The organism is Cryptosporangium sp. NPDC051539, from assembly GCF_044454545.1.
In the GTDB taxonomy this organism is placed as follows: Bacteria; Actinomycetota; Actinomycetes; order Mycobacteriales; family Cryptosporangiaceae; genus Cryptosporangium.
Genome location: NZ_JBITDV010000003.1, coordinates 499,174 through 513,101 on the forward strand (window position 1 = coordinate 499,174; position 13,928 = coordinate 513,101).

Genomic DNA, 13,928 nt, shown 5'->3' on the forward strand with positions numbered 1-13,928 from the left:
CCGTGCTCCCAAACGGACTAAGCGGAACGCCGGTGGACGGCCGCCGGAGCGGGCCGTCCACCGGCGCGGGAAAAACTGCGTCAGGAGATGCCGGCCGCGGTGCAGAGCGCCGCGTACTTGTCCTTGCAGAGGTCGGCCTTGGTCACGAAGCCGTCAGCGACGACGTCCTTGACCGTGTCCTTGGTGATGGCCTTCGGTGCGAGCAGCAGCGACGGAACCTCCCGGTTGCCCTGGGTGTCCTTGACCGTGCCGGTGGTCTCCGCCTTCTCGCCCTTGAGCAGCGCGACCGCGAGCTTGACCAGGCCGTTGGCCTCGTCGGCGATCGGCTTGTAGACGGTCATGTACTGGTCGCCCGACAGGATGTTCTGCAGACCGCCGACGGTCGCGTCCTGGCCGGTGACCGGCACCTTCAGACCGTTCTTCTTCAGCACGGTGATCGCCGAGTTGCCGAGGCCGTCGTTGGCGGCGAGAACGCCGTCAACCTTGCCGCCGGCCGCGGTGAGCAGCTGCTCGAAGATCGTGACGGCCTTCGCGTTGTCCCAGTCCGGGACGCTCTGGTCGCCGGTCTTCTTCCAGCCCGACTTGTACTTCGGGTCCAGGACGGAGTCGTAGCCCTGCTTGAACAGCGTGGCGTTGTTGTCCGTCGGCGAGCCGTTGAGCTCGATGACCGTGGGGTTGGTCTTCTTGGCGGCGGTGAGGCCGTCGACCAGGCCCTGGCCCTGCAGCTCGCCGACCTTCACGTTGTCGAACGACACGTAGTAGTCGGCCTGGCCGCCGAGCGTCAGCCGGTCGTAGTCGATCGTCTTGACGCCGGCCTGCTTCGCCTTCGACTCGACCTGCGCGCCGGTGGCGGAGTCCAGGTTGACGATCGCCAGAACCGACACGCCCTCCTGGATCATGCCGTCGGCGATCGAGACGAACTTGCTCTTGTCGCCCAGCGCGTTCTGGATGTCGGCGTCCACGCCGGCTTCCTTGAACGCCTTGGTGAGCAGCGGCTTGTCGAAGCTCTCCCACCGGGCGGACGACTGCGTGTCCGGCAGGATCACGCCGACCTTGCCCTTGGTCGCCGACGACGACGAGCCCGAGCTTGCGGTGTCGTCCGACGAGTCGGAGCTGCCACACGCGGCAAGGGTCAGTGCCGTAACGGCAGTAAGGGCGACCATCCCGAGCGCACGCATGCGCATGGTCTTCCCGCCTTCCCCGTTGAAGGGACCGGTGTCCGTAGCGGACACACGATGATTGTTGTGGGCGGGAACATATCGAGGGCGCGGGCGCTACGCATAGCGTTGTTGCGGACTCGTTACCAGCCCAGATGCCTGGCCGTGACGCGCACGCGGCGCGCCGGTAACGGCCAGGGCGCTCTCAGCGCCGTTCCGAGAGGCTCGCCTCCTCGTTCAGGAGGCGGTCGGCCAGGGCGTCGATGGCACGGTCGAGGCGGGCGCGGTCGACCGGGTCGGTGGTGTCCCAGTCCTCCAGCTGGCCGCCGAGCCAGTGCCGCCACGCGGCCGTGATCTGCCCGAACGCCTCGTTGCCGCGGTCGGTCAGCGCCAGCCCGTCCCCCTCGGCCCGGACGTGCCCGTCCTCGACGGCTTGCAGGAACACCGGTGCGAGGACGTCCGGCGGCACCCGGTGCGCGACCGCGATCTCGTCCAGCGTGGGCGCGCTGCCCCGGCGTCCGCGGAGCTGGACCTGACCGACCACCCAGGCCTGACCCGACGAGAGCGACGTCCCCGATCCGGCCAGCACGGCGGACGCCACGGCCGGCGCGCGCCGCCGGATCAGCTGCGCGACCGTGCGCTCGAGCTGCCGGTCGGCGTCCGCGGTGTCGGGTGTGCCGAAGCCCTCGCCGACGTCGGTGGCGCCGGCCCGCGCGGTGTCGCGCAGCGGCACCTGCTTGAGGAACAGCGAGACGACGAACCCGAGCGCGGCGATCGGCACGACCCACTGGAACACGTGGTTGATCGCGGACGCGTAGGCGGCGATGAACGGCGCCGACTCGGCACCCGGCAACGCGTGCAGCGCCGACGGGTCGGTGACGGCCCCGGCCGCCACCGAGGGCTCCGCCGAGAACGCCGACGACAGCTCCGACGACAGCTGGTTCGAGTACAGCGTCCCGAACACCGCCGTACCGACCGCGCTGCCGACCGTCCGGAAGAACGTGACGCCCGCCGTGGCGGTGCCGAGGTCGGAGTAGGCGACGGTGTTCTGGACCGCGATCGTGAGCACCTGCATCGCCAGCCCGAGGCCCGCACCCAGCACGAACATGTACAGCGACTCGAGCGCGACGCCGGTCTCCGGGCCCATCGTCGACATCAGGTGGAGACCGAACGCCATCACCGCGGTCCCGACGATCGGGAACGCCTTGTACGACCCGGTCCGGGAGATGACCGACCCGCTGAACATCGACATGACGAGCAGCCCGGCCATCAGCGGCAGCGTCCGATACCCGCTACCGGTGGCGGACACCCCGTCGACGTACTGCAGGTACGAGGGCAGGAACGTCATGGCCCCGAGCATCGCGAAACCCACCACGAAGCTCAGCAGCGAGCACACGCCGAAAACCGGGTTGGCGAACAGCCGCAACGGCAGCATCGGCTCGGCCGCCCGCCGTTCGGCCAGCACGAACAACGCGAAGAACCCGGCCGAGCAACCGAACATGCCGAGGATGACCGCCGACGTCCAGGCGTACTCGTCACCGCCCCATTCGAGCGCGAGGATCAGCGAGACCACGCCGAGCGTCACCAGCACGATGCCGAGGTAGTCGATCAGCGGCTTCGTCTTCTGCACGACGGACGGGATCGTCCGCGCCGCCATCACCACCATCACGATCGCGACCGGCACGTTGACGTAGAAGCACCACCGCCAGGACAGGTGGTCGGTGAAGAGTCCGCCGAGCGTGGGGCCGAGCACCGTGGTCAGGCCGAACACTGCCCCCAGCGCGCCCTGGTAGCGCCCGCGCTCCCGGAGCGGGATCACGTCGGCGATCAGGGCCTGCGCGGTCACCATCAGGCCACCGCCGCCGATGCCCTGGATCCCCCGGCCGACGATCAGCAGCGTCATGCTGCCCGCGACGCCGGCCACCGCCGATCCGGCGACGAACAGGATCGCCGAGAGCTGGAAGACCACTTTCCGGCCGAACAGGTCGCCGAACTTGCCGACCAGCACCGCCGAGACCGCCTCGGTGAGCATGTAGGCGGTGACTACCCAGGCCATGTGCCCGGCGCCGCCGAGGTCGGCCACGATCGTCGGCAGCGCCGACGAGACGATCGTCTGGTCGAGCGCGGCGAGCAACATCCCGAGCAGGATCGTGGTGAACACAAGGTTCATCTGCGCCCGGGTCATACGCCCGATATACCCGTCTTGTCGGTACGGAATACGTCGGGCGCGTCACAACTTATAAAGTTGCATCAAGCAACTGCCGAGATACAGTTGCGTCAGACAAGGACATGACGCTGGGCCGCCAGCGACTGGGGAGAACACCGGAATGACGACTGCTACCGAGGCGAGACCCGCCGTTGGGGCGCCACCGACCGCGGAGCCGATGTCGCACCGTCAGATCCTGGAGGCCCTGACCGGTCTCCTGCTCGGCATGTTCGTGGCGATCCTGTCGTCCACGATCGTGTCCAACGCGCTGCCGACGATCCTGGCCGACCTCAAGGGCGGCGAGTCGGCCTACACCTGGGTGGTCACCAGCACGCTGCTGGCCACGACCGCCACCACCCCGATCTGGGGCAAGCTCGCGGACCTGACCAGCAAGAAGATGCTGGTCCAGATCGCGATCGTCATCTACGTGACCGGCTCGGCGGTCGCCGGGCTCTCGCAGAACATGGGCGAGCTGATCGCGGCCCGCACGTTCCAGGGCATCGGCGTCGGCGGCCTCACCGCGCTCACGCAGGTGATCATGGCCGCGATGATCTCGCCCCGCGAGCGCGGCCGGTACTCCGGCTACCTCGGTGCGGTGTTCGCGGTCGCGACCGTCAGCGGACCGCTGATCGGTGGCGTCATCGTCGACACGTCCTGGCTGGGCTGGCGCTGGTGCTTCTACGTCGGCGTCCCGATCGCCGCGCTCGCGCTGGTCGTCCTGCAGCGGACGCTGCACCTGCCGGTGCTCAGGCGCAAGGTCAAGATCGACTACGTCGGCGCCACGCTGATCACGGCCGCGGTGTCGCTGCTGCTGGTCTGGGTCTCGCTCGGCGGCAACCAGTTCGAGTGGCTGTCGTGGCCCACCGCGGTGATGGTGCCGGGCGCGCTGGCCCTGGGCGCGCTGTTCCTCTGGGCCGAGACGCGGGCGGCCGAGCCGATCATCCCGCTGAGCCTGTTCCGCAATCGCACGGTCGCGCTGGCCACGGTCGCGTCGCTGTTCGTCGGTGTCGCGATGTTCGGCGCGACGGTGTTCCTGAGCCAGTACTTCCAGATCGCGCGGGGCGAGTCGCCGACGGTGTCCGGCCTGATGACGCTGCCGATGATCGGTGGGCTGTTCCTCTCGTCCACGATCTCCGGGCGGATCATCACCACGACCGGCCGGTGGAAGCGGTTCCTGGTCGCCGGCGCGTTCCTGACCACCGCGGGCTTCGCGCTGATGGGTACCGCGCGCTCCGAGACGCCGTACTGGCGGCTCGCGATCTTCATGGCACTGATCGGGATCGGCATCGGTATGACGATGCAGAACCTGGTGCTGGCGGTGCAGAACACGGTCAAGACCAGCGAGCTGGGCACGTCGTCGTCGACGGTCGCGTTCTTCCGCAGCCTGGGTGGCGCGGTCGGAGTCTCGGCGCTGGGCGCGGTGCTCGGGCACCGGGTCACGGATTACCTGGCCGACGGCCTGGCGAAGCTCGGGATCCCGGCGTCGCAGTCGGGCAGCAGCGGAAACCTGCCGGACCTCGACACGCTTCCCGCGCCGGTCCGGACCGTCGTGATGGACGCCTACGGCCACGGCTCCGGCGACGTCTTCCTGACCGCGGCTCCGTTCGCCCTGCTGGCCTTCGTCGCGGTGCTCTTCATCCGGGAGGTCGCCCTCCGCTCGACGATCGGCGACCCGGCGGCACCGGCGGCCGCCGGTGATCCGATCGACCGGGCCGTCGACAACGGTGCGGCCCTCGCGACCGTCGACGGCGCCGCCGTCGTCCCCGTCGACGAGGACACCCCCGAGGACACCCGCGAGGTCGTCCCGGCCGGGGCCGAGCCTCGGCCGGGCCGGCACCACACCGGACGGCACGAGGCCGGGCGGCACGAGGCCACCCGCCGCGGTGCGCGACGCAAAGCCGAGCACGACCTGGCGTGAATCCGCGTTAACAAAGGCCGGCCCTCCGGGGCCGGCCTTTCGGTACCCTCGCGCAATGGCGCGCTCGTACGACCTGGTCCTGTTCGGTGCCACCGGCTTCACCGGCGGCCTCACCGCCGAGTACCTCGCCGCGCACGCCCCGGCCGGGGTCCGCTGGGCCCTGGCCGGACGCGACGCGGCCAAACTCGCCGCGGTCCGCGACCGGCTGGGCCGCAACGACGTCGGACTGCTCCGGGCCGACGCCACCGATGCCGCGTCCCTGCGCGAGGTCGCCGAGGCCACCCGCGTGGTGGCCAGCACCGTCGGCCCCTACGTGCGCTACGGCGAGCCCCTGGTGGCCGCCTGCGCCGCCGCGGGCACGCACTACACCGACCTCACCGGCGAGCCCCGCTTCGTCGACGAGATGTACCTGCGCCACCACGACACCGCCACCCGCACCGGCGCCCGGATCGTCCACGCCTGCGGGTTCGACTCGATCCCGGCCGACCTCGGCGCGTACTTCACCGTCAAACAGCTGCCCGAGGGCGTCCCGTTGCGGGTCGAGGCGTTCCTGCGGGCCAACGGACGCCCGTCGGCCGGCACCGTGCACTCGCTGGTCGGCGCCGTCGCCGACGCCGCACCCGCCCGTCGCGCCCACCGCGAACGCCGCCGCCGCGAGGGCACGGCCCCCGGCCGCCGGATCCGCGCCGGAGGCCCGCTCCCCCGCACCCACCCGCTGCGGGCCTGGCCGGTCCCGATGCCGACGCTCGACCCGCAGATCGTCGCCCGCTCGGCCGCCGCGCTCGATCGCTACGGGCCCGACTTCCGGTACGGGCAGTACTTCGCGCTCCCGTCGCTCCTCGCGGCCGCGGGGGTCGTCGCGGGCGCCGGTGCCCTGGCCGCCGCCGTGCAGCTCGAGCCCCTGCGCGAACGGATCCCGAGCCGCTGGACGTCGGGCAGCGGCCCGAGCGAGGAGCAGCGCGAGCAAGGCTGGCTGTCGCTGCGCTGCACCGGCGTCGGCGGCGGTCAGGGCGTCCTCACCGAGGTCTACAGCGACCGCGACCCGGGCTACACGACGACCGCGATCGTGCTCGGCGAGGCGACGCTCTGCCTGGCGCTGGACGACCTGCCCGACACCGCCGGGCAGGTCACCACCGCCGCCGCGATGGGCGATCGGCTGATCGACCGCCTCGACTCCGCCGGCCTCACGTTCCGGGTGCTCGCACGCCGGACCGGGGTGCGTGACTGACCAGCGACGCCATCGGCAACCGCACGAGGAAGCACGCCCCGGTCGGGCGGTTGGGCCGGTAGCCGAGCCCGATGTGCCCGGCCTCGGCGAGCGTCCGCACGATGTAGAGCCCCAGCCCGGTGCCGCGCTTCGTCGTCGCGACGCCGGTCTCGGCCCGGCTGAACCGCTCGAACAGCTGCGGGACGAAATTCGGCGGCACGCCCTCGCCGTGGTCGCACACCGCCAGCTCGACCGTCGTCCCGCGGGGCCGGGCGACCAGGTCGAACGGTGGAGCGCCGTACTTCACCGCGTTGCCCAGCAGGTTCGTGACGATCTGCTGGAGGTGACCGGGGTCGGCCAGCACGTGGGTGCCGTCCGGCACCGTGGTCGTCACGTCCAGTGCCTCGTCCGGCGGCAGCGTCAGCACCGCCTCGTGCAGGGCGGCCAGCAGGTCGACCGGCGCGGGCTTCGGTGTGAGGACGCCGGCGTCCAGCTGGGCCACCGTGAGGATGTCCTCGACCAGCCCGTTCAGCCGGTGCCCGGCGCCTGCGATGCCCAGCAGGTACTGCTTCTTGCGCGGGTCCGGGAGCTCGTCCCAGTCGTCCGCCAGCGTCTCGGCGTACCCGAGGATTCCGGTGATCGGCTGCCGGACGTCGTGGGAGAGCATCGCGACGAAGTCGGCCATCCGGTCGCGGGCGTCGGTCAGGTTGTCGTTGGTGCGTTCCAGCTCGTCGGCGTGTTCGGCGAGTTGCGCCTGGGCCGCCGCCTCCTCGGCCTCCAGCCGTTTGCGCTCGGTCACGTCGACGACCTGGACCGTGAAGCGGGCGGGCTGGTTCTCCAGGTCGCGCAGCAGCGTCACGGTGGTCGCGCCGTGGACGACCCGGCCGTCGGCCCGCAGGTAGCGCTTCTCCACGGTGAATCCGGGCGACACCCCGGCCAGCGTCTCGCGGATCGCCGCATCCGTGATCGAGCGATCGTCCGGATGGGTGACGTCGAGGAACGTGAGGCCCAGCAACTCGTCCGGCGGACGAGCGAGCATCGCGCAGAACGCCTGATTGGCCTGGCGGAACCGGCCGGTGAGGTCGGCGATCGCCATCCCGACCAGCGACCGGTCGAAGACCGTGCGGAACCGCTGCTCGGAGAGGCGCAGCTCGCGCCGGCTCCGAGCACCGCGCGCCGCGACGACCACCGCGATCAGGCCTACCCCGGCGGCGGCCCCCAGCCCGACCCGGCCGGCCGTCACCGCGCCGGTCAGCGGCGCGTAGAGCGTGTCGTCGGGCACGGTCGCGAGCAGACGCCAGCCGGTACCACTCACCGGGTAGGCGCTGTACGTCCACCCGGCTCCGCCGGACGTGTAGCGGCCGGCGATGAAGCCCCTGGTGCGCAGATCACCCGCGAGCGACGGATCGGCGGTCGCGATCGCGCCGTTCCGGCCGATCACCTGACGATTCGCGGCGACCACCCGGCCCGCGCCGTCGAGCAGGTAGACCCGGTTGCCGGGGATCGAGAGCGCCTTGGTCAGGTAGGCCGAGAGCGGGCTGCGGGCCACCTCGACCGCCCCGGAGAACACGCGCCGCCCGTAGGGCGTCTCGTAGGGCATCGCGAACGCGGTCACCGGGACGTGACGGCTCGCCGACGGAACCACCGCCGACACCGCGGGTACCCCGTTGACCACGGCGGTCCGCAGGTGCGCGTACTTCGCGGTGATGTTCGTGCCGATCAGCGCGGAGTTGGGCGGTTCGACGTGCAGAACCCGGCCGCCGGAGTCGACGAGCACCGCCGCCGGGTAGCCGAACGTCGTCACCGACCGGCGGAAGTCCTCGTCGGAGACGGTCCGGCCGGAAAGGAACCGCTCGGCCTGGGTGCGCTCCCGCTCCAGCACGTCCTGGACGTAGCCGGCCACGAACTGGCCACCTAGCGACACCCGGGCGTCGAACCGCTCGCGCAGGTCGTCACGGCTGGACTGCTGCGCCCAGGAGAGCGCACCGGCCCCGACGACGCAGAGGACGAGCCAGATCCCGGCCGGGAGCAGGAGATCCCGCACGCCGGTCCAGACCCCCGTCCGCGTTCCGCGTCTCACCGCCGTGAGTTAACCCGCAAAACCTCCTAAAAACCACTTTCTGGACGCGAGTGAGCGCGGTCAGTCGAGCCGGTACCGCTCCAGCACGCCGACGACCCGGCCGACAGCGGCGCCCCCGCGTAGCTGCGGACGCCCGGCTCGGCGACGAACGGTACGTCGCGGTCGGTTTCGGTGAACTGTTTCACGAGGCGGCGCTGTCCGGCAGAGGCGCCTGCGCCTGGGCCAGCCGGTCGTGGCTGGCGACCCGGATGGCCAGCGCCTCGCCGCAAAGCGCGGTGACCGGAGCTCCGGCCCGCATCGCGTCGAGCAGGCGTTCGATCGCCTCCGGCCGGGTCTCCGAGCCGTCGAGACCGGCGCTGGCCAGGAGGTCGGCCCAGACCCCTTCGCTCTGCGGCCCGTAGATCCGCTGCACGGCGCGGCGCGCCTCGGTGAGATCGGGCCGCGCGAGTCCGGCGATCAGCGTGGCGTTGGTGGTCATGCAACCGCCTCTCCGGATTTTCCCGGGTCCGATCGGCGGGACGCCGGGCGACTTGAGAGGTCACACTGTCGGGGTGGCGATCTCCCCCGGATTCCAGGGCCGCCGGCGTCCGGTCGCGACCGGCCTGCTGCCGCCCGGCCAGTACCCGACCGACGACTTCCCGGTCCTCTCCACCGGCCCGACTCCACGCGTTCCGACGGAGACGTGGGAGCTCTCGCTGACGACCGAGGACGGCACCCACCGGACCTGGTCGTGGGACGAGATGCGCGCGCTGCCGCACGCGCGGCCGACCGTCGACATCCACTGCGTGACCAAGTGGTCGAAGTTCGGCACCAGCTGGGAAGGCATCTCGCTGGACACGCTGCTGGAGGGTGTCGAGACCACGGCGGCGTACGTGCTCGTGCACTCCTACGGCGGCTACACGACGAACGTCCCGCTGGCCGATCTGCGGGGCGGCCGGGCGTGGATCGTTTTCGACTTCGACGGCGAGCCGCTGCGGCCGGAGCACGGCGGCCCGGCGCGGTTGCTCGTCCCCCATCTGTACTTCTGGAAGTCGGCGAAGTGGGTCCGGAGGCTGGAGCTGCTCACGGCCGAGAAGAAGGGCTTCTGGGAGCGGGTCGGGTACCACGACTACGGCGATCCCTGGCGTGAGCAGCGCTACGAGGGCGACTAGAGCCGGCCGGAAGCGACTCGGGGCGGCGCCGAGCGCCGTTCATGGGCCAGACTCCGTTCGGCGCGATATCGGCCTGATTGAGGCCGTTTGCCGGAGACGCGCCGGGTGGGGGATCAGCGTGGAGAGGCATCGGGCGCGCTCGTGGAGCAGACGCCGGGCACTGGCACTCGGCGCTCCGCTGGGGCTGAGCGCGGCCGGCGTCGCGCTGGCCGGGCTGAACGCCCGGCCGCGGATCGCACCGGGCGGCGCCGGAGCCGAACCACCGCGCTCGATCGACGCCGCCGCGCTGGCCCTGCTCGCCGAGTCCCGGGTCTGCCGTCCGATCGCTCAGGCGGCGCAGGGCCCGTACTGGTTCGACGTCGACCGGCTGCGCGGCGACATCCGGGAGAACCGGCCCGGAGTGCCGTTGCGGCTGGTGTTCCGGGTGGTGGACGGGGCCGGCTGCGCGAACCGCCCGGTGCCGGACGCCGTGGTCGAGGTGTGGCACTGCGACGCCACCGGGCGGTACTCGGGGTTCGAGACCCCCGGCGGGCCGGTCGGGCCGACCCCTCCCCCGGGCTGGCCGAACGACCGCGGGGGCGAGCCGCCGGCCGCGGACCCCACCGGTGACCCGATGGGCTACTCCTCCCGGACGTCCGACGGCTCGTACGCCCGCGGGGACGCGGAGGCGCAGCCGGCCGACGACGGGACGTTCCTGCGCGGCGCGCAGATCGCGGACCCGCAGGGCATCGTGCGGTTCGCGACGATCTACCCGGGCTGGTACGTCGGACGCGCACCCCACGTGCACGTGAAGGTGCACCTGAACCGGCGGACCGCTCTGGCGACCCAGGTGTTCTTCGACGACGCGGTCTCCGACCGGATCTACGCGGCGGCGCCCTACCGGCCGCGGCGGGCGCTCGGCACCCGGAACGCCTCCGACGCCCTGTACACCGAAGCCGCCCAGCTCACGCTGCGGACGTTCGGCGATGCCCGGATCGGGGCGATCAACCTGGGCGTCGACCTCCTGGGCGTGCCCCGGGCGGCGAGCGGCAGCACCCTACCCTAGGGGGGTACAGTATCTCCGGAGCAGGCCGATCCGGGGAGGCAACCGTGGCGCACGCCTACATCGGCGACAAGGACGCGTACCTCAAGCGACTGCGTCGCATCGAGGGGCAGATCCGCGGATTGCAGCGGATGGTCGAGCAGGAGGAGTACTGCATCGACATCCTCACCCAGGTCTCGGCCGCGACGAAGGCGTTGCAGTCGGTCGCGCTCGGGCTGCTCGACGAGCACCTCGCGCACTGCGTGGTCGACGCCGCCCGCGAGGGCGGCCCGGAAGCCCAGACCAAGGTGCGGGAGGCCTCCGAGGCCATCGCGCGCCTGGTGCGGTCGTGAAGGGAGATCTGGTGGTTTCGCAGACGTATTCGGTGACCGGGATGACCTGCCAGCACTGCGTCGACGCGGTGCGGGCCGAGGTGAGCGAGGTTTCCGGCGTCACCGGGGTCGACGTCGACCTGACCGCGGGCGCGGTGACCGTCACCAGCGCGGTCCCGGTCGCGTTCGACGCCCTGCGCGCGGCCGTGGACGAGGCCGGGTACGTACTTGCCTGACGTCACGCTGGAAATCGGCGACATGACCTGCGGGTCGTGTGCCGCCCGGGTGGAACGGAAGCTCAACAAGCTCGACGGGGTCGTCGCGACGGTCAACTACGCCACCGAGACCGCGGCGGTGTCGTACCCGTCCGCGTTGACGACCGCTGACCTGGTCGCGCAGGTGGAGTCGGCCGGGTACACGGCCCGGCTGCCCACGCCGGCGGAGCTCACGCAGCCGGTGCCGTGGCGGCTGATCGTCGCGGTCGTGCTCGGGTTGCCGGTGGTGCTGCTGGCCATGGTGCCGGGCTGGCAGTTCGACGGGTGGCAGTGGCTGTCGCTGGCGCTGACCACGCCGGTCGTCGCCTACGCGGGCGGGCCGTTCCACGTCGCGGCGGCCAGGAACCTGCGGCACGGCGCGACGACGATGGACACGCTGGTCTCCCTCGGGACGCTGGCCGCGTACCTGTGGTCGGTCTGGGCGCTGGTCTTCGGGTCGGCCGGTGAGCTCGGGATGACGCACCCGTTCTCGTTCCGGGGTGCGGCCGGAGACACGATCTATCTCGAGACCACCGCCGCCGTGACCGCGTTCCTGCTGGCCGGGCGGTACGCCGAGGCACGGGCGAAGCGCACCGCCGGCTCCGCGCTGCGGACGCTGCTCGCCCTCGGGGCCAAGGACGTCGCGGTGCTGCGGGACGGGCGCGAGGAACGGGTGCCGGTCTCGTCGCTCGCGGCCGGAGAGCTCTTCCGGGTCCGTCCGGGCGAGACGATCGCGTCCGACGGAGTGGTCGTGGACGGCCGCTCGGCGGTGGACGTCTCGCGGATGACCGGCGAGTCGGTGCCGGCCGAGGTCGGTCCGGGCGACACGGTGACCGGCGGCTGCGTGAACGCGTCCGGGCGGCTGACCGTACGGGCGACCCGGGTCGGCGCCCAGACCCAGCTGGCCCGGATGGCGCGGCTGGTGGCCGAGGCCCAGAACGGCAAGGCGCCGGTGCAACGGCTCGCGGACGAGGTCTCGGCGATCTTCGTGCCGGTGGTACTGGTGCTGTCGGTGGCGACGCTGGCCGGGTGGCTCGCGTCCGGCGCGGGGCCCACGGCCGCGTTCACGGCCGCGGTGGCGGTGCTGATCATCGCGTGCCCGTGCGCGCTGGGGCTGGCCACGCCGACGGCACTGCTGGTCGGCACCGGGCGGGGCGCGCAGCTGGGCATCGTGATCCGGGGTCCGGAGGTGCTCGAGTCCACGCGCCGGGTCGACACGATCGTCCTCGACAAGACCGGCACCGTGACGACCGGCGTGATGACGCTGACGGCCGTGCACCCGGCCGAGGGAATCGTCGCCGAGGAGGCCCTGCGCCTGGCCGCGGCCGTGGAACACGCGTCCGAGCACCCGATCGCCGCCGCGATCAGTGCCGCCGTCGATTCCCCGCCGCCGGTCACCGGCTTCACCGCCGTCCCCGGTCACGGCGCCGGCGGAACCGTGGACGGCCACGACGTCCACGTGGGGCGCCCGACCGGTGCTGCGCTGCCGGCCGAACTGGTCGCGGCGCAGACCGCGGCCGACGCGCGCGGCGCGACGACGGTGGCGGTCGTGGTCGACGGGTCGACCTGGGCGCTGCTCGAAACGGCGGACGCACCGCGCCGGTCCAGCGCATCCGCCGTGGCCGCGCTGCGGCGGCTCGGGCTCACGCCGTGGCTGGTCACCGGCGACGGGCCGGCGGCGGCGCGGCACGTCGCGGACGCGGTCGGCATCGACCACGACCGGACGATCGCCCAGGCGCTGCCCGCCGATAAGGTCGACGTCGTCAAGCGGCTCCAGGCCGAAGGACGGGTCGTCGCACTCGCCGGGGACGGCGTCAACGACGCCGCGGCGCTCGCCCAGGCCGACCTCGGCCTGGCCATGGGCACCGGCACCGACGTGGCGATCGCCGCGGCCGACCTCACGCTGATGACGAGCGACCTGACGTCCGCCGCCGACGCGATCCGGCTCTCCCGGCGCACGCTCGGTGTCATCCGCGGCAACCTGTTCTGGGCCTTCGCCTACAACGTCGCCGCGCTCCCGCTGGCCGGCCTGGGCCTGCTCAACCCGATGGTCGCCGGCGCCGCGATGGCGCTGAGCTCGGTCGCGGTCGTCCTCAACAGCCTCCGCCTTCGAGGCTTCCGGGGAACTCCCCGTCCGGGTCTATCCGCTTGAGAAGGATGCCCACCAGGTCGCCGAACTGCGCCAGCTGCTCGGGCGTCAGCGGGTCGACGACCAGCGACCGCACCGTCGCGACGTGACCGGGCGCGGTCTGCACGACCTTGTCCCACCCGGAGTCCGTGAGCACGGCGTTCGTCGCCCGCCCGTCCTCCGGGCACGGCCGGCGCTCGACCCACCCGCGCTGCTCGAGCCGCTTGACGACGTGCGACAGCCGCGACAACGACCCGTTCGCGAGCTCGGCGAGCTGGCTCATCCGCAGCACCCGGTTCGGCGCCTCGGACAGCCGCGACAGCACCATGTAGTCGAAATGGCTGAGGCCGGCGTCGCGCTGCAACTGGGCGTCGAGCGCGGTCGGCAACTTGATCATGAGCCCGGCCAGCCTTAGCCAGCTGTGCTGCTGGTCGGCGTCCAGCCAGGGCGAAGGAGAGCTGGTCACGGCTCCAG

12 protein-coding genes are annotated in these 13,928 nt (G+C 72.0%); 7 read left to right on the forward strand and 5 right to left on the reverse strand.

Features of this window, described 5'->3' with window-relative positions:
* Window positions 1–80: 80 nt before the first annotated feature.
* Both ACIBZJ_RS12570 and ACIBZJ_RS12575 read right to left on the reverse strand, forming a co-directional pair.
* Window positions 81–1,184: a sugar ABC transporter substrate-binding protein gene (locus tag ACIBZJ_RS12570; protein ID WP_395929107.1), complete on the reverse strand. Its 1,104-nt coding sequence runs from the start codon at window positions 1,182–1,184 to the stop codon at window positions 81–83.
* A gap of 178 nt (window positions 1,185–1,362) precedes the next feature.
* Entirely contained in the window at window positions 1,363–3,342 is a 1,980-nt protein-coding gene (locus ACIBZJ_RS12575; protein ID WP_395928655.1) for an MDR family MFS transporter, read from the reverse strand.
* A 199-nt stretch (window positions 3,343–3,541) separates the two neighbouring features.
* On the opposite strand from ACIBZJ_RS12575, the gene ACIBZJ_RS12580 reads away from it, so the two are divergent.
* Window positions 3,542–5,281: an MDR family MFS transporter gene (locus ACIBZJ_RS12580; RefSeq protein WP_395928657.1), complete on the forward strand. Its 1,740-nt coding sequence runs from the start codon at window positions 3,542–3,544 to the stop codon at window positions 5,279–5,281.
* A gap of 55 nt (window positions 5,282–5,336) precedes the next feature.
* Window positions 5,337–6,509, forward strand: a complete 1,173-nt coding sequence (locus ACIBZJ_RS12585) for a saccharopine dehydrogenase family protein (RefSeq protein ID WP_395928659.1) — start codon at window positions 5,337–5,339, stop codon at window positions 6,507–6,509.
* Here ACIBZJ_RS12585 and ACIBZJ_RS12590 read toward each other — a convergent pair.
* On the reverse strand, window positions 6,466–8,568 hold the full coding sequence (locus ACIBZJ_RS12590) for a PAS domain S-box protein (protein ID WP_395928661.1): 2,103 nt from the start codon (window positions 8,566–8,568) through the stop codon (window positions 6,466–6,468). The genes ACIBZJ_RS12585 and ACIBZJ_RS12590 overlap by 44 nt on opposite strands.
* A 181-nt stretch (window positions 8,569–8,749) precedes the next feature.
* Window positions 8,750–9,046: a hypothetical protein gene (locus ACIBZJ_RS12595; RefSeq protein ID WP_395928663.1), complete on the reverse strand. Its 297-nt coding sequence runs from the start codon at window positions 9,044–9,046 to the stop codon at window positions 8,750–8,752.
* A 73-nt stretch (window positions 9,047–9,119) separates the two neighbouring features.
* Between ACIBZJ_RS12595 and ACIBZJ_RS12600 the strand changes: the two genes are divergently transcribed.
* The 5 genes from ACIBZJ_RS12600 to ACIBZJ_RS12620 all read left to right on the forward strand — a co-directional run bounded on the left by ACIBZJ_RS12600 (window position 9,120) and on the right by ACIBZJ_RS12620 (window position 13,478).
* Window positions 9,120–9,719, forward strand: coding sequence for a molybdopterin-dependent oxidoreductase (locus tag ACIBZJ_RS12600; RefSeq protein WP_395928665.1), 600 nt, complete (start codon window positions 9,120–9,122; stop codon window positions 9,717–9,719).
* Window positions 9,720–9,837: 118 nt separating this feature from the next.
* Window positions 9,838–10,764, forward strand: coding sequence for a protocatechuate dioxygenase (locus ACIBZJ_RS12605; protein ID WP_395928667.1), 927 nt, complete (start codon window positions 9,838–9,840; stop codon window positions 10,762–10,764).
* A gap of 44 nt (window positions 10,765–10,808) precedes the next feature.
* Window positions 10,809–11,093: a metal-sensitive transcriptional regulator gene (locus tag ACIBZJ_RS12610; protein WP_395928669.1), complete on the forward strand. Its 285-nt coding sequence runs from the start codon at window positions 10,809–10,811 to the stop codon at window positions 11,091–11,093.
* A gap of 41 nt (window positions 11,094–11,134) precedes the next feature.
* Window positions 11,135–11,308: a heavy-metal-associated domain-containing protein gene (locus ACIBZJ_RS12615; RefSeq protein ID WP_395929109.1), complete on the forward strand. Its 174-nt coding sequence runs from the start codon at window positions 11,135–11,137 to the stop codon at window positions 11,306–11,308.
* Window positions 11,301–13,478, forward strand: coding sequence for a heavy metal translocating P-type ATPase (locus ACIBZJ_RS12620; RefSeq protein WP_395928671.1), 2,178 nt, complete (start codon window positions 11,301–11,303; stop codon window positions 13,476–13,478). The genes ACIBZJ_RS12615 and ACIBZJ_RS12620 overlap by 8 nt, the downstream gene beginning before the upstream one ends.
* On the opposite strand, the gene ACIBZJ_RS12625 is transcribed toward ACIBZJ_RS12620, so the two are convergent.
* A complete protein-coding gene (locus tag ACIBZJ_RS12625) occupies window positions 13,420–13,920 on the reverse strand; it encodes a MarR family winged helix-turn-helix transcriptional regulator (protein WP_395928673.1) in 501 nt (166 codons plus the stop codon). The two genes, ACIBZJ_RS12620 and ACIBZJ_RS12625, sit on opposite strands and share 59 nt — an antisense overlap.
* Window positions 13,921–13,928 lie beyond the last annotated feature (8 nt).

Bases quoted from the DNA above. Each gene is read 5' to 3' on its own strand.
- ACIBZJ_RS12570 (WP_395929107.1), bottom strand. From the start codon at position 1,184: ATGCGCATGCGTGCGCTCGGGATGGTCGCCCTTACTGCCGTTACGGCA.
- ACIBZJ_RS12580 (WP_395928657.1), top strand. From the start codon at position 3,542: ATGTCGCACCGTCAGATCCTGGAGGCCCTGACCGGTCTCCTGCTCGGC.
- ACIBZJ_RS12615 (WP_395929109.1), top strand. From the start codon at position 11,135: ATGACCTGCCAGCACTGCGTCGACGCGGTGCGGGCCGAGGTGAGCGAG.
- ACIBZJ_RS12585 (WP_395928659.1), top strand. From the start codon at position 5,337: ATGGCGCGCTCGTACGACCTGGTCCTGTTCGGTGCCACCGGCTTCACC.
- ACIBZJ_RS12595 (WP_395928663.1), bottom strand. From the start codon at position 9,046: ATGACCACCAACGCCACGCTGATCGCCGGACTCGCGCGGCCCGATCTC.
- ACIBZJ_RS12575 (WP_395928655.1), bottom strand. From the start codon at position 3,342: ATGACCCGGGCGCAGATGAACCTTGTGTTCACCACGATCCTGCTCGGG.